Origin of the sequence: Hyalangium versicolor, from assembly GCF_020103695.1 — a bacterium.
Taxonomy (GTDB): Bacteria; Myxococcota; Myxococcia; order Myxococcales; family Myxococcaceae; genus Hyalangium; species Hyalangium versicolor.
This window is the reverse complement of sequence record NZ_JAHXBF010000024.1, coordinates 13,637-30,933: the sequence shown is the minus strand read 5'-3', so window position 1 is coordinate 30,933 and position 17,297 is coordinate 13,637. Positions and strand designations below refer to the sequence as shown.

17 protein-coding genes are annotated in these 17,297 nt (G+C 66.2%); 5 read left to right on the top strand and 12 right to left on the bottom strand.

Going from position 1 to position 17,297, the window contains the following annotated elements; all coding sequences use genetic code 11:
- Positions 1 to 125 precede the first annotated feature (125 nt).
- The gene (locus KY501_RS39500; RefSeq protein ID WP_224369071.1) at positions 126 to 1,079 is read left to right on the top strand and encodes a zinc-dependent alcohol dehydrogenase family protein; all 954 of its coding nucleotides are present in this window, start codon (positions 126 to 128) and stop codon (positions 1,077 to 1,079) included.
- Positions 1,080 to 1,104: 25 nt separating this feature from the next.
- Here the strand turns inward: KY501_RS39500 and KY501_RS39495 are convergent, their stop codons facing one another.
- On the bottom strand, positions 1,105 to 1,590 hold the full coding sequence (locus KY501_RS39495) for a hypothetical protein (RefSeq protein ID WP_224369070.1): 486 nt from the start codon (positions 1,588 to 1,590) through the stop codon (positions 1,105 to 1,107).
- A gap of 82 nt (positions 1,591 to 1,672) precedes the next feature.
- On the opposite strand from KY501_RS39495, the gene KY501_RS39490 reads away from it, so the two are divergent.
- On the top strand, positions 1,673 to 2,575 hold the full coding sequence (locus KY501_RS39490; protein ID WP_224369069.1) for a hypothetical protein: 903 nt from the start codon (positions 1,673 to 1,675) through the stop codon (positions 2,573 to 2,575).
- Between the two features lie 87 nt (positions 2,576 to 2,662).
- On the opposite strand, the gene KY501_RS39485 is transcribed toward KY501_RS39490, so the two are convergent.
- The 5 genes from KY501_RS39485 to KY501_RS39465 form a co-directional block, all read right to left on the bottom strand.
- Complete coding sequence (locus KY501_RS39485) at positions 2,663 to 2,971, bottom strand: hypothetical protein (RefSeq protein ID WP_224369068.1); 309 nt, start codon at positions 2,969 to 2,971, stop codon at positions 2,663 to 2,665.
- Positions 2,972 to 3,034: 63 nt separating this feature from the next.
- On the bottom strand, positions 3,035 to 3,727 hold the full coding sequence (locus tag KY501_RS39480) for a hypothetical protein (RefSeq protein WP_224369067.1): 693 nt from the start codon (positions 3,725 to 3,727) through the stop codon (positions 3,035 to 3,037).
- Positions 3,724 to 4,695: a TadE family protein gene (locus KY501_RS39475; protein WP_224369066.1), complete on the bottom strand. Its 972-nt coding sequence runs from the start codon at positions 4,693 to 4,695 to the stop codon at positions 3,724 to 3,726. Before KY501_RS39475 ends, KY501_RS39480 begins: the two co-directional genes overlap by 4 nt.
- Position 4,696: 1 nt before the next feature.
- Entirely contained in the window at positions 4,697 to 6,325 is a 1,629-nt protein-coding gene (locus tag KY501_RS39470; protein ID WP_224369065.1) for a pilus assembly protein, read from the bottom strand.
- Positions 6,322 to 7,122 (bottom strand): TadE/TadG family type IV pilus assembly protein, encoded by an 801-nt coding sequence (locus KY501_RS39465; RefSeq protein WP_224369064.1) that lies wholly within the window; start codon positions 7,120 to 7,122, stop codon positions 6,322 to 6,324. The genes KY501_RS39470 and KY501_RS39465 overlap by 4 nt, the downstream gene beginning before the upstream one ends.
- A gap of 356 nt (positions 7,123 to 7,478) precedes the next feature.
- Between KY501_RS39465 and KY501_RS39460 the strand changes: the two genes are divergently transcribed.
- Positions 7,479 to 7,898, top strand: a complete 420-nt coding sequence (locus KY501_RS39460) for a hypothetical protein (protein WP_224369063.1) — start codon at positions 7,479 to 7,481, stop codon at positions 7,896 to 7,898.
- Positions 7,899 to 7,907: 9 nt separating this feature from the next.
- Entirely contained in the window at positions 7,908 to 8,426 is a 519-nt protein-coding gene (locus KY501_RS39455) for a hypothetical protein (RefSeq protein ID WP_224369062.1), read from the top strand.
- Positions 8,427 to 9,379: 953 nt separating this feature from the next.
- On the opposite strand, the gene KY501_RS39450 is transcribed toward KY501_RS39455, so the two are convergent.
- The 6 genes from KY501_RS39450 to KY501_RS39425 all read right to left on the bottom strand — a co-directional run bounded on the left by KY501_RS39450 (position 9,380) and on the right by KY501_RS39425 (position 16,470).
- Positions 9,380 to 10,723, bottom strand: a complete 1,344-nt coding sequence (locus tag KY501_RS39450) for a hypothetical protein (protein WP_224369061.1) — start codon at positions 10,721 to 10,723, stop codon at positions 9,380 to 9,382.
- Positions 10,720 to 11,835, bottom strand: coding sequence for a CARDB domain-containing protein (locus tag KY501_RS39445; protein WP_224369060.1), 1,116 nt, complete (start codon positions 11,833 to 11,835; stop codon positions 10,720 to 10,722). Before KY501_RS39445 ends, KY501_RS39450 begins: the two co-directional genes overlap by 4 nt.
- Before the next feature lie 173 nt (positions 11,836 to 12,008).
- The gene (locus KY501_RS39440) at positions 12,009 to 12,215 is read right to left on the bottom strand and encodes a hypothetical protein (protein ID WP_224369059.1); all 207 of its coding nucleotides are present in this window, start codon (positions 12,213 to 12,215) and stop codon (positions 12,009 to 12,011) included.
- Positions 12,216 to 12,734: 519 nt separating this feature from the next.
- Positions 12,735 to 15,581: a protein kinase domain-containing protein gene (locus tag KY501_RS39435; RefSeq protein ID WP_224369058.1), complete on the bottom strand. Its 2,847-nt coding sequence runs from the start codon at positions 15,579 to 15,581 to the stop codon at positions 12,735 to 12,737.
- A gap of 227 nt (positions 15,582 to 15,808) precedes the next feature.
- Positions 15,809 to 16,039 (bottom strand): hypothetical protein, encoded by a 231-nt coding sequence (locus KY501_RS39430; protein ID WP_224369057.1) that lies wholly within the window; start codon positions 16,037 to 16,039, stop codon positions 15,809 to 15,811.
- Positions 16,036 to 16,470 carry an SMP-30/gluconolactonase/LRE family protein gene (locus KY501_RS39425; RefSeq protein ID WP_224369056.1) on the bottom strand — a complete coding sequence of 145 codons (435 nt, stop codon included), beginning with the start codon at positions 16,468 to 16,470 and terminating at the stop codon, positions 16,036 to 16,038. The genes KY501_RS39430 and KY501_RS39425 overlap by 4 nt, the downstream gene beginning before the upstream one ends.
- 488 nt (positions 16,471 to 16,958) lie before the next feature.
- On the opposite strand from KY501_RS39425, the gene KY501_RS39420 reads away from it, so the two are divergent.
- Positions 16,959 to 17,285 carry a hypothetical protein gene (locus tag KY501_RS39420; RefSeq protein WP_224369055.1) on the top strand — a complete coding sequence of 109 codons (327 nt, stop codon included), beginning with the start codon at positions 16,959 to 16,961 and terminating at the stop codon, positions 17,283 to 17,285.
- The last annotated feature ends 12 nt before the right edge of the window (positions 17,286 to 17,297 follow it).

The following is a 17,297-nucleotide window of genomic DNA, read 5'->3' as shown; positions in this document are numbered from 1 at the left end:
GAGTTCGATGGGGTGGGTCCCGAGCGCCTGTTTCAGAGTGAGTGAGTGGACCGTGCGTCGAGCCACGGACGCTTGCGTTCACAAGGTGTTGCAGGCTCCTGGGCCTCGCCGTACTACCTCGGCCCATGCGCGCGATTGTTCTTCCCCGCTTCGGTGGGCCCGAGCTGTTCGAGGTCCGTGACGTTCCCACTCCGACCCCTGGCCCTGGTCAGGTGCTCGTCCGCATCATGGCGTCTGGCACCAACCCCGTGGACGCCAAGCTGCGCCAGGATGGCTCGTGGGCGGGGCTGCAGCCTCCCGTGATCATCGGCTACGACGCCTCAGGTGTCATCGAGCAGGTGGGCTCGGGCGTCACCGACTTCAAGGCCGGGGACGAGGTCTTCTACACGCCGGAGCTCTTCCAGAACCCGCACGGCACCTACGCTGAGCTGAGCGTGGTCAACGCCAGCATCATCGCGAGGAAGCCCCCGAGCCTCTCGCACGAGGAAGCCGCGGCGGTCCCGCTGGCCGGAGGCACCGCGTGGGATGCCATCGTCCGCCGGTTGCAGGTTCGCGTGGGAGAGACGGTGCTGATCCATGGAGGCGCCGGAGGCGTGGGCTCGTTCGCCGTGCAGATCGCGAAGGCGGCGGGCGCGCGGGTGCTCGCCACGTCCGGTCCCGACAACCTGGAGACGCTGCGCAAGCTGGGCGCGGACGTGGTCATCAACTACCGCAGTGAGGATCCCGCTCAGGTGGCCCTCCGGGAGACGGGTGGCCAGGGAGTGGAGGCCGTGTTCGACACCGTGGGCAAGAACGTGCCCGCCAGCATTCCAGCGACCCGGCCCTTCGGACGCATTGCCACCATCCTGGGAGTCAGCGGGGATATCTCGGCCTTCTACCCGCGCAACCTCACGCTGCACGGCGTCTTCCTGCTGCGCGAGCGCCGCCGCCTGGAAGAGATGACGTCGCTCATCGAGCGCAAGCAATTGCGTCCGCTCGTCGAGCGCGTGATGCCCCTGGACAAGGTCGCGGATGCCCACCGGCAGCTCGACTCGGGGCACGGGCGCGGCAAGCTGGTGCTGTCCGTGGCCAGGAAGTAGCTCCTCCCCTTGCCCGGCTGCCCCCTCAGGGCAGCTTGAAGCTCTCGACGATGGCATCCGTGGCGTCCCGCCAGGCCTTGGCACCCTTCGGATGGCTCCACTCGAAGCCATAGACGACGCCATCCTTCTCCAACTGCTTCATGTAGTGCACCCGCCCCTTCGCATCTTCTCCCGAGAGCGTCCACCACCCCTTGCTGCTCTCGGGATTGGAGGTGACGCGGACGCCCTCCGTCTTCCATCTTGCGATGGCGGCCCTGTGGTTCCAGTACAGGTCCGTCTTGCCTTTGGGGTCTCCCTCAATCGCCACCACCGGCGACGCCCACACCTTGAGGCTCACGTTTCCCGACGCGCTCTGGAACTCTTGGCCATCGCCGTTCCCTGATTCTCCCTGCCCCTTCAAGCCCGCAGGAACGCCGATAGAGTAGCCAAAGCGCTCGTTGGCGTAGGTGCTCCAACCCTTCGGGATCGGAGCCGCGACGACGAGCAGGGAGACCAGGACAGACACGACCATGCGAGCACCTTCCCGAGAACGAGGCCTCTCAGCATACCGTTGCTCTTGAAAAGCACGCCTGCCCAGAGGCAAAAGGCCCCTCATGGGTTACGACACCAGCTTCCACCCGGTCGACCACGGGCGAATCACCGAGCGGATTCTTCCGTACGTGCTCGGCGCAGCCGATGAAATCGATGATCTCGTCGAGCAGGCGGTCCGCATCGAGCAAGTGCGCTTCCGGGCGAATGCCTGGGGGCTCGGCGCGATGCGTTCCTCTCCACCGGAGGGCTTCGAGCCGCACCTGCACGTCTGGGGCCGCCCGTTCTTCGTGACTGGAAAGACCCCTCAGGAAATCGCAACGGGAATCGATGCGTACCTCGAGGCGAAGCCCGCGGAGGTCGACGGGATCGCGCTCGAAATGTGTGACGCGCTCGAGCCCGGGTTCTCCACCCGCGTCACGCCGCGGGGCACGGGGACGCTCCCCCCACCCCACGAACTCGCCCAAGGTCTCCGGAGTCGGCTGGACCTGATGCGGTCGTGTTGCGAGGCCCTCCGCGCACGCCGAACCGCGGTGCACTACGGCGACAAAACCTTCGAGCCAGGCAGTCTCCTCGGGCGGGAGCTGATGAAGATCGTCCTCGAATTCGCCGCCCACTTTCGGCCGGGCTGGATGAGCCGCGGCTTCACGTGGCCGACGACACTGCTCAGCGGAGACGCGTGCCGCCTGTTCATCGCGAACATGGCGCTCGTCATGCCGGTGATGAAGGCCTTTCCCGATGTCCCCTGGGCCGCCGCGGACACCATTCACGAGAACTACATGGTTGGCGGATGCCTCTCGCCGAAGGACATTCCGCGCGTCCGCGCGGCGGTGCAGGCCCTCCAGACTCCCGAGCTGAAGCTTGATCTACAGAAGCTGGACGAGGCGCTCGCCGACGCGGAGCACCGGCACCTGCCCTTCGCCGAGGCGACGGAGATCTACTCAGGAGTGTCGGGGAACATGAATTAACACCCCGGATCAGGGGCGGTGGCCTCGGGCCCTCGAGCAGTTTCCGGACGCGTGAGGAGGCAAAGCTCGCGTTGTTCGAGTACATGCTCAAGGGCCGGGGCGGTGCTTCTGCCCTTCGCGCTCGCAACGGTTGTAGCAGGCGTTGGTGTTGAGGCTCTCGGTGCAGCGCTGGGAGCACGCCTGGAACTCCTCCATCTTGCCTTGCCCAGGTTTGGGACAGCTCTCCATGCAGGAGCGCATCTTCTGTTCGATGCCTCCGTTGCAGCTCTGCAAACAGGCGACCTGCTTGTCCTGGTGCTTCTTGTGAGGCGCGGCCCCGGTGTTGCCAGCGGCCAGTGTCGCCGCGATCAGAGCTCCGAGCCACCCCTGGGTCCGTGTCTTCAGGATCGAGTGCATTCCTTCTCCTCCTGCCGGAGCCCTCCATCGGGGCCGCCGGCGTGAACCGCGACGTGATTCAGCTCAGCGTGTGAGCGCGCCCCCCTGCTCTCCCAGATGGCGCGTGAGACTGACCGACAGCCTGCCGTCCTGGCTCTGGGTGAAGACATGGATCGTCTCTGAGCCGCGGCGGAACTGGCCGGGCTCCTCCTCGACGAAGCCCGCTTGCTTCATCGTGTCCCGATAGAAGGCCATCACCTGTGCCTCCGAGGCGGCGATGGAGAAGACAGCGCTCTGACCGCCCTCCATGTCCGTGCGCACCATCACCTGCGCCTCAGGAGGCAGCGGCGCCCAGTCGAGTGAGCTTCCCTTCGCCGGCTCGTAGTGGGACAGATCTGACGTGCCCAGGAGGAGCGTCACGGTCTTATCCGGGTTGCGCTGGAAGATGACGGTGTAGGCGACCATCCGCTCGGGATCGAGCGCGGTGAGTTGAGGCTGTTGCAGGGCCTGCGCCCGTGCGGAGTCTGGGGGAATGAAGAGCCCGGCCTTCTGGAAGGCGTTGGCAAAGTGCTGGACCAGCTCCTCCACGGGCAGCTTCGAGCGAGCCATGTCCAGGCGGATGGGCACGCCGTCGGACACCTGGACGCCAGCAGCGTCCACCCATTGGAGGAGACCCGGCACGTCCCAGTGAAACATGGGCCGCGCGGTGGGAGCGGCGGCCGCTCCAGAGGCCACCAGCGTCATGACCAGCCCCCACCCCTGTGCCCAGCGCCTCACGGACAGTCCTTTCCGAGGAAGCAACTGTCCCGCTGGAAGTACGCCACGGTGTAGGGGATGCCGCTGAGGCCACCCGGAACCAGCCCCGGCGAGGTGGGCCACGCGATCCACCCCTCACTTGGGAGCGGCTGCACCATGCCGGACTCCTCGCCCATGGCGCTCATCCAGAAGGCGTTCTCGCCACCGAAGAAGAACGGAAAGGGCAGCATGCCGACGATGCTCTGCGCCAAGGTGCTGCCTGCAAAGCCCAGCCCCGCGCCGGACCTGAGGTGCACGCTGGCAGCCATCTTCCAGAACGCCTTGTTCGCGCACGGCAGTGGCATGTCGGGGATGAGCGCGCACATCCTCCCCTCGCTGCCACCGGACAGGCCCCAGTCATCCAGCATCGTCGTGAGCTGCCCTGGGCAACTGCCTCCCGCAGCGCGGCCGATGCCGCACACGTGGATGGGCGTGGGCTTGTAGTGCTGCCGCGAGAAGAAGCCTTGGTTGGCATGCTCGAGGAACTCGGTGGGCAACCGGATGGCCGTGATGTCCGCCGAGGACAGGCACGTCATGCCCCCGTTGTCGCTGTAGGCATCCTGAGTGAGGAAGCCAGGGCCGAAGCCAGGGCCGCCACCTATCTGGCAGCTCACGCTCATGCCAGTGGCCTGGGTGAAGACCTGGGTGAGCGTGCCACTGCCAGCGCTGGAGCGGCGGCTGTCGAAGTCCTTGTAACGCTCGTCTGCCTTCTGGCCGGCCTGCAGGGCCGCGAAGGTGGCGGGCCCATCATCCTGGGGCCAGTCGTGCAGCTTGTAGCCTGTGGCATCCAACATCGCTGAGTGCGAAGCCTCGGTCACCTTCAACGAGATGTACCCCACCTCCGCGAAGTGGATGGCGAACATCAGGACCGTGACGAAGACGGTGAGGCCGAGGGCCAACTCCACCACGGCTTGACCTCGGAGGCGACGGGAAGCGCGGACGCGTGCCATCTCATGGCCCTCCTCTGTAGCCATGGTTCACCAGGGACTGAAAGGCCTCATTCGCCCAGCTCACCCCTGCACGGTCGAGCGACTTCCGCACGTCCTTCGGCCCATCCTCATCCACATCGAAGGGCACCAGCGTGGCGCGCCAGTAGGGGTTGAGCAGGTTGGGCGGCTCACGCCAGTGGCCATGGCGGTGGTAGTAGGCGAGGCCCGTCGACAGGGCCGTCTGCTTGCTGATGTCGAGGTTCCCGTTCCGTGGCCCCAGCCGGATTCCTCGGGCATCGAACTGCGAGTCCATCGAGTCGGCGCCGTGGGTGAAGCGGACCGGGAAGAAGAGGGCCCAGGGATCCGGGTTGCCGAGCCGCTGCGAGTAGTCGCGCTGGATGACGGCCTGGTTCTTGGGCTGACCCCAGAGGTTGTCGTCCCCCGTCACGAGGTGCGCGGGGTTGTAGTCCACGAAGAGGGGCCAGACGCTCGGACAGCTTCCGACGCACATCCCCAGGTCATGCCGCTCTGGCTCCTCGGCGCTGAAGCCGGGATTCCAGGTGTGAGTGTCCGAGGAGTCGCCGCTGTCGGTGGACTTCAAGAAGGCGAAGGCGCCGGCTACGCCCACGGAGGAGGGAGGACAAGGGGACTGTCCCCGGTTGAAGGTCACGGTATTGGCGATGCCCTGCCCCGCGTGGTCATCCGCCCAGGCGAACGCGTCACTGGGGAACAGCTTTCCGTGGTTCTGGGTCTTGGCGAAGTAGGAGCTGCCCGCGTTGGTGATGACGACGGTGTCGGGCTTCGTCAGCTTCTGCTGAAGCTGCAGGGTGAGGATCTCCGCCCCCATGGTGCGCATCGTGGTGAAGGAGAATCCCCGGCTCCCCATGGCGGCATAGACATGGTGCGAGTTCAGCGGGGTGATGGGCAGCGCGGCTCCGCCCAGACCGCTGAGGAGGGGAATCCCCACCGCCTCGTCCTGCCCTACCTCGTTGGCGTCGCTGGGGGCGCTCCACTCGTTGGGCCAGGCGCTGCCGGCTCGGGCCTTGTCCACGATGTCGTCGGCCACCGCGTGTCTGCCGAGCTTCTGCCGGATCCGGTCGTACCGCTCGAGCTGAGCGATATAGAGGAACGTCGTCGCATGCTGGAGCAACCGCGCCTGGCCCGCCGCGCCCTTGTCGAGACTCTCCCACTTGCCCTGGAGCTGCTGCTGATACAGCTCCAGCTCGCTGCGCGACTGGGAGATGTCCAGGATGGCCTTGGTGGCGCACGCGCACTCGGCCGGACAGGGCGAGTCCTCCACACAGCACGACGCCTCGAGGAGATCATACGGAATCTGCGCGATCGTATAGGACTTGCGCGCCGCCTCGACCTGGGCCCGGTAGTAGCTGCTCCAGGAGATGAGGCTCTGGACCGCGGCCAGGGACACCATCTTGCCGATCTGCGCCCGGCTCAGCAGGGCGATCTCGTTGAAGGCGCGCGCGGTGACGACGGCGTTGCTGTAGGCCGCCGCGTCCGCCACCGCATCCAGCTCCATCTTCTCCTTCACCCGGGTGCTGAGGGAGAGCGTCATCAGCACCAGCAGCGTGGTGAGCAGCATCGTGAGCGCGAAGAGCAGCAGGGTCTGCCCGCGGACTCGAGTATCCCTCTTCATAAGGTCTCCGGCGCCGGGGGACAGTTCTGGGTGAGGAAGTAGCGGCCTTGCGCAGGCGTCATCATCCGCAACGAGGCCGAGGCGTGAATGGGAATGACGTACTGCGCGCTGGCCACCCGGTGGAGCAGCTCACCCTGGACAGCCGTCTCCAGGGTCATGGTGTTCACGGTGCTCGCCTTCCAGCGAGTCTTCCGCGCGAGCATCAGCGGGTCCTGGGCCGTGTCGTTCTTGTAGCCCCAGTACGAGAGCATCATCCGGCTGATGACCCAGTTGGCGAAGGGCACCTTCAGTGGGAACCAGAAGACCAGCCGGGTCTCCAGGCGCATCGCGTCGTTCTGCTCCGCGGAGCGAGGCTCGTCGAAGTCCTTGTCCTCCCGGGCCGCGAAGCCTTGGGGGGATTCACGGACGATCCAGACGATGGAGCCGTTGTGGTTGCCGTCCCAGCCCGGGGTGTACGCGTTGCCCTTGCGCAGCCCGAACGCCTGGCCGAGCTTGTCCGCGGGCGAGCCGCTCAACCCGCTGCCCAGGTAGCTATGGAAGGTGGGCAGCAGGGCGAGGATGGCCGCGTGGGTCATCGCCTCGCAGTCGCCGTGGCGGACACTGCCGGCCCGGGTGGCTCGGAAGGCCGCGTACTCGGCCATGATGCGCGCCTGCATCATGAGGAAGAGCTGGAGGAGGCCCAGGATGAGGAACACCGTGAGCGGTAGCGTCAGCGCGGCTTCCACCGCCGCCTGACCGGACTGGCCAGCGCACCGGGGACCTTGCCCTCCAGCGTTCTGTATCGAGGTATCGGCCATGTCCCGACCTTCAATAGAGAAGGGGGAGAGCCGAGGCGATACCCCGCAGGGCGTACGGCTCTGCTCACACGAGTGTGTCAGGCGCTCAGCGCGGCTTCATGCTCTTGGCATTGAAAGCGCGGGATTTCGATCGCGGAGAGAGAGCGCGTCCAGGCCCTTGCGACGGCTGGAGTCCTTGTCAATTCGAGGCGTTGTCCCGCAAGACGAGCCGCAGTCACGCGGATCGTTGGCCCGCGTTTCCGGGAGATTGCTTCCATCCTTGAGCGAAGTGGATGAGCGGCTACGCATCACTGACCTATGCTCGACACTGCGATTCCCCTATCCTCGCACCAGCCCCCCGGCCACAAGGACCCCCCATGAAGCTCAAGTCGATTCTGGCTGCCGCTGTGTTGATGTCCGCGCTCGCAACGAGCGAAGCGCGAGCAGATGCCTATTGCTCACTCAATGTGAACCCGGGGTCCTATATTCCGCTCGGCCAGGTCTTCACATTCACCATCAATATCACCCTCAGGCCCGAGTTCTCGCCATTGCCGGCGTACTGGCCTCCCACGTCCTTCACGGTCGTGTTCCAGGGCAGCAAGAACGGCGTCGCCGATATTCCACCGAGCGGCGAAGGCTACCCTGGCACCTTCGGCTATGGGACGTCCGTGCTGACCGGATACCAGAATCCCCCGTCAGGCGGATTGAGCGGAACCTACCTCCGCTATGCCCAGATCTACGACAACGGCGGTCGTCTCTATTGCGTGACCAACACGGTTGCGGCCGTGTTGCAATAAATCGTCGAAGTGGGGAACTGGACGCGACGCGAGGAAGGAATCCAGCTGGGCCGGAGCTACTGGCCGGGCCTTCGGTGGGGAGAGCTGATCTTCTCCCGCTGCGCTGTGGACGTCGTCTGCCACCCCGACTTCCAGATCCACAAGAGGGTGGCGGACCGCTCTCCGCTCTACTTCACGCACGAGCGGATGCGGCGAGAGGTGAAGGACCTATCCCATGGCTGGGGTTCCAACTCACGCTGGAGGACCCGGTTTCGCTTCGACTACGAGGAGCGTGACTGCGTCATCTTCAACGCGGGGGGAGAGTCCGATCTTGCGGACCCAGCCTCGTTCGAGAGCACCAGCAGTTCGAACCGGGACCTGCCCATCGGCCCTCGGCGCGAGCTGCTGGTGCATCGCTGCTTCGTGACGTACGAGGGCCCGTGGGACGACTCGTTTCCCTACGACGACACGCTGGCGGTGCGAAGGGCGGACACGATGTGGCCCCTCGAAGAGGACCAGCTCTTGCCGCTGAATAGGGTTCGTCCGTGATGGTGTTGCTCCAGGGAGTCTGGTGGCGCTCCTGGAAGGCACATCTCGAGGAAGAGCCCAAGGTGGAAGAAGTCCTTGCCGGCGCACTCCGCCGCGCTCAGGCCGAGCAGTGGCCCGACGCGGCGCCCATCGTCCGCTGCATGCACGAAGTGCACGCTCTCCAGGCAGAGCTGGTGCGGAAGCTCCCCTGCTCCAACTGCTGTCGGTGCTGGACTTGCAGCTGGGCCTCCTCGCGTCACGATTTGCCCCCGGCGTGTGGGAGTCGCGCATGGCGGAGCTGTTGCCAGACACCCAGCCTGCGGTGCGCGAGGCCGTAGACTTCGGCCAGTTCCTGGCCTCCCTCTTCCCCACACCACTCAGGCCTGACGCGGGGCTGCACACGCTCGAGGACTCGCAGCTGCGCGAGCTGGGACGGCGCTGGCCTCGAGGCGAGGCGGCCCTGTTGGCGCTGTGGGCTCGGCTGGAGGCAGCGGATCCGAAGGGGGCTCCCTCAAGCAGGTGCGGAGCCTGGGCAGGAGGAGGAGCGCCCCGCGTTTGGCACGACGGAGGAGGAGCCTTTGGAAGGAGCGCACACGGCGTTTGGACTGTGCCGGGCTGGTGCGCAGGAGATTCGCGCTGGAAGTGTTGGCGAGCTTGAGGTGTGGAGGCAGGCTTAAGGGTGTTGGTGTAGGTGAAGGGAGCCGGAGGGGTGAGAGCGATTGAGGAGCCCCTGGGGTTGCCCCCGGCGAGTGCACACCTGGCGCCTGCGCGAGGGCCGCCCGAGAGCGCGTGGTGTTGAAGCTCAAGCCGCCCCAGCCAGCCAAGAGAGCCCGGCCCCCGGTGCGCCCCTGCTGGGAAAGCGGCAGGGCCGGGCAGGAGTGTGTCTGCTGGAGATGAAAGGCTTGTGCGCCGGCTCGGCGTGCGGCTCATGGGCTCCCGTCAGCGGCCCTCACCTCCCGCTCTGCTCCCGCCCGCTACACCCAAGCGGGCTCCTGTCCTTCCTGTGCTCCGGCCACGTCCGTGTTGTTCCATCCCAGCGGGTTCGGAGACGGGGCGCGGGTGCCGGACAGCATGGGAGGCGTCTTGTCTAGCTTGACGAGCACCGGGCTGGCAGAGGCCTGCAGCCCGGCGTCGTTGGTGCAGAAGCCGTGGAGCACCGTGCCTGAGGTCTCCTCGGTCTGGTGCTGCTCCGGGGTGCAGAGCACCGGGCAGCTGACCGTGCCCGCACCGGAGGTGCGCACGGTGACATTGCTGATGTACCAGCCGTTCAGGCCCGGAGTCCCTCCGGTCACCGCCATCACTGCGGAGGGCGGCGTCTTGTCGGTCCTCACCGTGACGGAGGCGGAGCTCTCCTGCCCGTTCACGTTTGCCGCCGAGCAGGTGAACGAGATTCCCCGCGTCTCCGTGCTCACCCCGGTGCGTCCGCAGCCCGAGGTGGAGGCGATGCCGGACTCGGGATCGTTCACGCGGAAGGAGACGGCCACGTCGCTGACGTACCACCCGTGGGCCCCGGCCGTGCCTGTGACGACGGGGACGATCTCCGGCCCCGTGGTGTCCCCTGGCGAGTGAGGCTCGGCGGTGATGTTGAGCTCCACCGGCTCGAAGGCCGAGGGGATGTCCGCGCCGAAGAGGTTGACTTGCCACGGCCCGGGCTCCGGGTTGCTGATGCGATAGGTCTCGAAGGTCGCGCCCACGGCATGGCTGACGTCCGGGGCGCTCGTACTCCGGCCGATGACCCGGCCCGAGGGCGCGGTGAGCGTCATCACCACGTCACTGCCGGGCCAGCTCGTGGAGAAGGTCACCAGCGCCTGCTCTGCGGGCACCACCACCGCGTATGTCTGGTTCGTGCCCGGCCCCACCGTGTTCTGCACCGGGTTGCAGCCCAGGCCACCGAAGTACTGGCACCGCGCGTTGCGGACCGCGTGGTACTGGGCCCGCGCGTTGAGGCTCTCGTCGAGCCACGCGAACTGCTGCCACTCGCCGGTCCACTCCAGCATGTACGGCGTCACCGCGGCGACCCGGGAGTCGTTCATCCAGCCACCGCTGGTGGAGGTGAAGGCCTGGACCAGCATGCTTCCGATCTGCTCGTGCGAGTAGTCGCGGTATTTGCCCGCCTCCCGCCAGATGGAAGGCCATCCCGTCTCGGTGGCGTAGACGGGCAAGGACACGCCCGCCCGCTGCAGCTCGTTCCGGTAGACGTGGAGCCCGGTCCCCGCTTCGGCGAACGGGACCATGTACCAGTAACCGATGTACGCCGCGGGGTAGGGGTGCGACCCGAAGCCGTCGAACTTGCTGAACAGCCCCGGAACGGCATTCACCACCTCCTGGATGAAGTCCGGGGATGTGTGGCGCCCGGCGAAGCGTCCCCCACAGGGACACAGCGCCCAGCCCCTCCAGGCGCCAGCGGAGCGCAGACCACCACCAGCCGCGAGTCGGTGAGGGTTTGGAGCGCGTCCGCGACGTCGCGCTGGAAGGCGGCCACCTCGTGCGCCATGGTGGTCCACTCGTACTCCTCGCTGCTCTCCCACTCGTAGCAGAGGTTCAGCTCGTTGCCGGTCTGCGCCACCAGCTTGCGTTGGGGGCCTCCCATGGCCGCCAGCAGCTGCTCGACAACCATCTTGTACTTCGCGGCGAAGAGTGGGTACCGCAGCCGGTTCGAGCCCGGATCCGCGTCGTGGCAGATCATCTGGTTGCCCCAGGGTGGAGCGAGCCGGACGATGACGTTCTGCCCGCGGGTGGTGATCTCCCGGACGGCACCCTTGCAGTCCTCGCTCGCGCCGGTGTTCGCCAGGGTGATCTCCGGGCAGATGGCCAGCACCCAGCCCCCTTCGCCCACGAGATCGCGAGCGCGATCGTAGAGCGTGGAGTTGCCATACCCGGCCATCCCAATGCCGAACTTGTTGGGCCCAACCGGCCCGGGACCGCCGCCGCCGCCCACCGTGACCATGGCCTGGCGGGTGTTGTTGCCCTCGTCCGACTCCGGGAACCGGTTGATATCATCCACGTTCGCGGTCACCTGAAGGGACCCGGTCGAGGGCGGGAACCAGCGGCCATTGGAAGGCCCACCGGTCATCGAGATGAGGGCGGTCTCTCCCGGCTGCATCGGGGCCCGGAAGCCCCAGCCATAGTACACGCCTACCCCGAAGCCCACGCCGACGATGCCTCCGGTCACCGCGGTGCCCTGGTTGACCACCCTGGCGTGGAACTGGACCGCCTGGCCCGCTTCCGGCTGCGCGGGTGTCCACGACACCTCGGTGACGACGACGCCCGCCTGCGGCTGCGGCGCGCCACCCACGGTGACCTGCGCGCTGCGTGTGTTGTTGTTCTCGTCCGACTCCGGGAACCGGTTGATGTCGTCCGTTACGGCTGTCACCGTGAACGTGCCCGTGCTCGAGGGGACCCAGCGATTGCCGGCGGTTCCGCTGTCCATGTCAATGGTCGCGGTCTCCCCAGGTCCCAGCGGCTGCCACTGGATGCCCAGCCGTAGAAGCTGCCGATCGAGAACCCCACTCCGACGATGTCCCCCGTCGTCTCATTGCCCTGGTTGAGCACCGTGGCGTGGAACTGCACCTGCTGCCCCGCCTGTGGAGCTGCCGGCGTCCATCACACCTGGGTGACGGCCACGTCCGCCCCGGAGCCGCCACCTCCATCGACCGTTATGTCCCGGAAGCCGGGAGTCCCGAACCAGCTCCCACCCTGCAGACCGTCGCGCACCATCTTGGCCCCGAATCGCTGCGAGCCCGAGGCGTCCTGGGGCATCCGCACGTCGAACACGAAGTCGTAGGTCTGCCCCGGTGCGACGGGTTGCACAGGTACACGCGCGCATCTGTGAGGCCTTGGGAGTACCCGCCGCACGGTCCCAGCAGCCACTCCACCGCATTGGCCTCACCGGCGGCGAACGTCGTGCCCAGGCGGAACCAGTCCGTCGTCCAGGTCTCGGTCCCGGTGTTCGTTACGCGCACCCGGACCTGCCCACTCTCGCCAGGGGCCAGCGATGCCGGCGCCTGGATGTCCTGGATGACGGCGTCGCGCGGGAGCTGGGCCCGGGACCGTCCATGGGCCCAGGAGCAGGAGGGCCAGCACGAGGCGTGCCGTCCCTCCGGTGAAGGCAGCAGAAGATCTTCTCATGGGTATTCCTCCTTGTTCGCTGGGCCATGCTCAAGCGGTGGGCCGCTTGCCGGTCTCAGGAGCAGAAGGAGTGCCTGTAGAGAATTGCCGAGAGGCCACTTGGCCTGAAGCGCCTGAAGGCAACGCACACCTTGCAGGATTTGAGGGCTCCACGCAGAAAGTGCGGGGCTGCCACGGGCCCGTGCAGACACTACTTGGCGCTCAAGGAGTCACTTTCAAATGGAAATTGAAGACGAGGCTGCTCACGCCATCAAGCCGCTTCACGGGCCTGATTTGGCTCGCGATTGACTTGAGGCACGTCCTTTCTTTCAAGGAGAGCCCCGGGGCCTCCTCTGCCTTGAACTCTCCCTCTTGAGAGATTCGCACCTCCCAATCGAACGAGGCCTGGCGGCTAAAACACGTCAGGAGCGCATGCTCGTTGTGACTAAGAGCGAGCTCGGCCAGGGAGGCGACCCTCCAGCTGAGAAGGTCATCATCAGAGAATGCGGGGCTCACGGTCGACCCGTCGGGGCGGACGATCGTGCGGTCGGGCGTGGGTTTCACGATCGTGCCATCGGGGAGTGTGACACTTGTTGGCTCCCCGAGGCCGAAACTCTCCTTCACGTAGGTAATCTCCAGCCCCGGTCTCTTGGCCTTCTGCCCCGGGTTCTTGGTCTTCTTCTTGCCCGGAGGCATCCCGGGGTTGACCTCCTCCGGCCCCTTTGGGGGGGTGTGGTTTCCGTCCTGCGCACCTAGCTGATTCTCGCCCGGAGGCCCCCCGGGCTTGACCTCCTCCGGCCCCTTTGGGGGGGTGTGGTTTCCGTCCTGCGCACCTGGCTGATTTTCCTGTGTGTGCTCAGGATGAGATCCAGACTCCTTGGGGGCTGGGGGCGCCGGAGGTAACCCGGGTGGGATCGCCAAGGGGGCAAGCACGGCCAGCAGTCCCAGGACTGCCAGCATCTGCAACAGTTGGCGGGAGGAGATATTGCTCGCGCGTGGCTTTGAAGCGCGTCTCAACGCCTCGCAGAACTCCGCCACCGTCTGATAGCGTTTGTCCTGGTTCCATTCCACGGCCCGGGCCAACACAGGCTTGAGCCGCTCATCGCAAACAAGCTGCTTGATGAACGCGCCGGGATTCCTGAAGACATCCAGCGTGAGATTGCCCCCATAGAGCCCGGAGAGCACCGTCATCCCCAGCGAAAACACGTCGGCTTGGCCTGCGAGAGGCTTCCCCGGCTCGGGGATCAACACTTCCGGCGCCGAGTATATGAGGGTCCCCAGCCTGTCCGTTCGAGTGCTGGGCGTCACGTCCGTGTAACGCACCAGATCAAAGTCGATAAGGAGCGCCCGGTCCTTCTTGTCCAGGAGGATGTTCGCTGGCTTCACATCCCGGTGGATCAGGTGGTGCGGTGCGCGGTGCGCCTCTTCGAGCGCCTCTCCCACCTGCAGGATGATACCGAGCAGCTGCTGGGGTGACAGGCGCTTCTGCTTCACCGCCGTCTCTAGATCGCCGCCTGGCACATACTCCATCACCGCATAAAAGTACGGGGGATCTTCCCCTCGCTTGTCGAAGACCTTGACGATATTCGGATGGCTCAGCCGCGCCATCGCCTCCACACCGCTGAAGAAGCGCTCGCGGCGTGCGCTCTCCTCGGCCATGTTCTGGTGCAGGACCTTCACCGCGACAAATCGCTGCTGCTGATCGTCGTAGGCCTCCCAGACGGTGCCAAACCCGCCTCGGCCCACTTCCCGGAGCAACTCGTACCGCGCAGAGAGGACATCGCCCGCCCGCACGGGTCTTCCCATGCGCAGCTCGCTTTGCAGCCGCATCACCTCCCGGCGCGCGCCGGCGCGCTCCTCCTCGCTGGCGCCCGTTCTCTCCAGGACCGAGTACTTCACGCGGGCCTGACTCAGGCGCCCAGCGGTGATCTCTGCTTGAACCGCGGCCTGGCCTGCTGCTGCCGGCGGCGTGCTCGCGGTCACGGCGTGCACCTCCAGAGGGTAGGAGAACTCCTCCTCCCTCAATTGGAAGTTCTGGTCCGGGACGATGTGCTCGAAGTCTTGTGCGGTCGTATGCAGGATGCGCGGCCAAATGCGCAGCCGGGCTGCCGTTGGGCTGGTGAAGTCCACACGGCCAGCACTGTAGCCATGAATGCGGATCTCCTGTCCCCCAAACGTCTCCAAGCCGAACAGCGAGGCACCTTGGAGTCGGCACTGCTGCTTGAACCCGTTGACCCGCTCCGCAGCTGAGACCGCCTCGTGCATGTGCCCGAAGAAATGAGCCGCCAGCCGGCCAGGCGCTCCTATCCCGGCACGAAATGCCTGTTGGGCCCGCGCATGCAGCCAGTCCACGGGGTGATGCGTCAGAAGAAAGGTGAGGTGGTTCTGCCTCTGCCACGCCACGCCATCACCCGCGCATGCTCCATGGAACTGATGCACGCCCAGATCGAGCAGTCCCTTGTAGTCGCCGCCAGTCAGCTGGAGAAACGCCGAGTTCAGCCCGACGACTCCAAGGCGCAGTTCTCCGCGGAACAAGATCACCGAGAAGTCTCCCGGCAGCAGCCCCGGGCGGAGTGTCATCGTCGAAGGCACCGGATGGCGCTGGTACCAGCGCGCCACCCACTCGGAGAAGGGACGGAATGCATCGTCGACGATCGCTCGAATGCTGCCGGCCGGTTCCTGCCAGAAGCGCTCCCGGACCTCGGGCCGTCCCTGCCACTCCCGGAGTTCCTCGAGTGCCGGAGATGGGGGCGGCCGGACCAGATCGTGATTGCCCGGCACCACCAGGAGCAGGGGAGAAGAGCCCAGCCTCCGGAAGTGCGCCCAGAGTTGCGTCAGGGTTTCATCAAGTGCCTGAAACTCCTCTTCGCTCCCTCTCTGGGTGAGATCCCCGGTGAAGAAGACAAGATCCCAGGGGCCCGACTTTCCATGCAGTGCCTCCAGATCGTCATAGAGGAGTTGCCGGACGCTGGGCCAGCGCCAGCTCTGGTCCTTCAAGCCCTGATGCAGATCTGTCAGGTGCAAACAGCCGAGTGACGCCGTGGGATTCGAAGGTACCGCCTCTGGCATGATGTTCCCGGCATCCTCAACAGAGGGCTGCCGGCTGGGGCTTCCCACTTCCCACTCAGTACCAGCAGGCTCGCCTCCTCAATGGATGTTGAGCTGAGGGAGAAGGAGGAGCAGGAAGGCAGGGGTTGTCCGCCTGCCCCCAGTATGGAGGCAGGAGGCGGGTGCTGGCCTCCGCGGGCCAACTGCTAGGAGCCTGCCGGAGAACTGTCTATGAATGGGGCGCGCGCTCACTCACTGACGAGCTTGTAGACCCCGTCATCCAACACGATGCCGCTCTCGACCAGGAACACATGCCCCTGGTTCGGCACATAGACGTGCAGGTTGTCGAGAGACAGATCGATGAGGTGGCGCCACTGCGCCTCTCCGGGCGCGCGCTTCACCAGGGACGCATTGAGGGTGTTGCCAACGGTGGTCCACAGCGTGCCGTCCGGTCCCACGATGTAGCCATAGCCGTTCAAGGGGCGCCATCGGGTGGCGCATTCGAGAACAGCTCGGCCTCGGTGGCTCCGGGGCGGACGCGGTAGAGCGCCGGAGGAAAGCTGTCCCCCGCCGCCTTGCGATGCACCGTGAAGTAGAAGTTGCCGGCCGGATCGATGCCCGGGTAGCCGCTGGTGACCTTGGTGCCTCCCTCCCTGGCCAGCCCGCCCCCCGCGAAGAGTGGGTGCTCGCAGCCGGCGATGACCGAGACGCCCTGGCCATCAGGAGACACGCGCGCCACGCCTCTCCGGCCGAGCAGCCAGATGTGGCCCTGGGCGTCTCGTACGGCGCCCTGAGGCTGGCCGAGATCGGCCGTCTGGGGGAAGGCCGGGGCCCGAGTGTCCTCGGGCTGAGCGCGGAACACGTTGCTGTGCGCGGTGGAGCTCGTGTTGCCCGGCGTGCTGCCCAGCAAGAAGAGCGTGCCATTCTCTGCTCCCTCAAGCAGGTGTGGAGCCTGTGCAGGAGGAGGAGCGCCCCGCGTTTGGCGCGACGGAGGAGGAGCCTTTGGATGGAGCGCATACGGCGTTTGGACTGTGCCGGGCTGGTGCGCAGGAGATTCGCGCTGGAAGTGTTGGCGAGCTTGAGGTGTGGAGGCAGGCTTAGAGCGCCTAACAAAAGTAAGGACTGGAGCGCCCTCACAGAGGGGAGAAGCCCCTCGGAAAGGACTTTTGTTAGGCGCTCTTAAGGGTGTTGGTGTAGGTGAAGGGAGCCGGAGGGGTGAGAGCGATTGAGGAGCCCCTGGGGTTGCCCCCGGCGAGTGCACACCTGGCGCCTGCGCGAGGGCCGCCCGAGAGCGCGTGGTGTTGAAGCTCAAGCCGCCCCAGCCAGCCAAGAGAGCCCGGCCCCCGGTGCGCCCCTGCTGGGAAAGCGGCAGGCCGGGCAGGAGTGTGTCTGCTGGAGATGATCGATTCCTGGGGTGCGTTCCCCGGCGGCACCGTGCGGCCCGTAGCTCCGCCTCCGGAGGTGATCGGAGCGTTCGATCTGCTGCGCTCGTCTTTGGATCCGGCGTTCGTGCAGGCGCTACTCGCGGATCAGTGGATGCGGCCCGTCTCCGCCTTCGGGTTCGATCGGCTGACGGTGCCCCAGACGGAGGCCGTGGCCGGCTTCCTGGGCCGAGTCAACTCAGGTGAGTGGATGCCCGTGGATCTCCGGGAGAAGAACCCGCCAGAGACACTCGTCCAGGAACTCCACGCCGTCCGCGCATTGGAGTGGCGAGCCGAGGCCTGACGTCACCACATC

What these genes read in the sequence shown, in the direction of transcription:
- KY501_RS39500 (WP_224369071.1), top strand. Translation starts at nt 126, where the DNA reads ATGCGCGCGATTGTTCTTCCCCGCTTCGGTGGGCCCGAGCTGTTCGAG.
- KY501_RS39495 (WP_224369070.1), bottom strand. Translation starts at nt 1,590, where the DNA reads ATGGTCGTGTCTGTCCTGGTCTCCCTGCTCGTCGTCGCGGCTCCGATC.
- KY501_RS39490 (WP_224369069.1), top strand. Translation starts at nt 1,673, where the DNA reads ATGGGTTACGACACCAGCTTCCACCCGGTCGACCACGGGCGAATCACC.
- KY501_RS39485 (WP_224369068.1), bottom strand. Translation starts at nt 2,971, where the DNA reads ATGCACTCGATCCTGAAGACACGGACCCAGGGGTGGCTCGGAGCTCTG.
- KY501_RS39475 (WP_224369066.1), bottom strand. Translation starts at nt 4,695, where the DNA reads ATGGCACGCGTCCGCGCTTCCCGTCGCCTCCGAGGTCAAGCCGTGGTG.
- KY501_RS39470 (WP_224369065.1), bottom strand. Translation starts at nt 6,325, where the DNA reads ATGAAGAGGGATACTCGAGTCCGCGGGCAGACCCTGCTGCTCTTCGCG.
- KY501_RS39465 (WP_224369064.1), bottom strand. Translation starts at nt 7,122, where the DNA reads ATGGCCGATACCTCGATACAGAACGCTGGAGGGCAAGGTCCCCGGTGC.
- KY501_RS39460 (WP_224369063.1), top strand. Translation starts at nt 7,479, where the DNA reads ATGAAGCTCAAGTCGATTCTGGCTGCCGCTGTGTTGATGTCCGCGCTC.
- KY501_RS39445 (WP_224369060.1), bottom strand. Translation starts at nt 11,835, where the DNA reads ATGGACAGCGGAACCGCCGGCAATCGCTGGGTCCCCTCGAGCACGGGC.
- KY501_RS39435 (WP_224369058.1), bottom strand. Translation starts at nt 15,581, where the DNA reads ATGCCAGAGGCGGTACCTTCGAATCCCACGGCGTCACTCGGCTGTTTG.
- KY501_RS39420 (WP_224369055.1), top strand. Translation starts at nt 16,959, where the DNA reads ATGATCGATTCCTGGGGTGCGTTCCCCGGCGGCACCGTGCGGCCCGTA.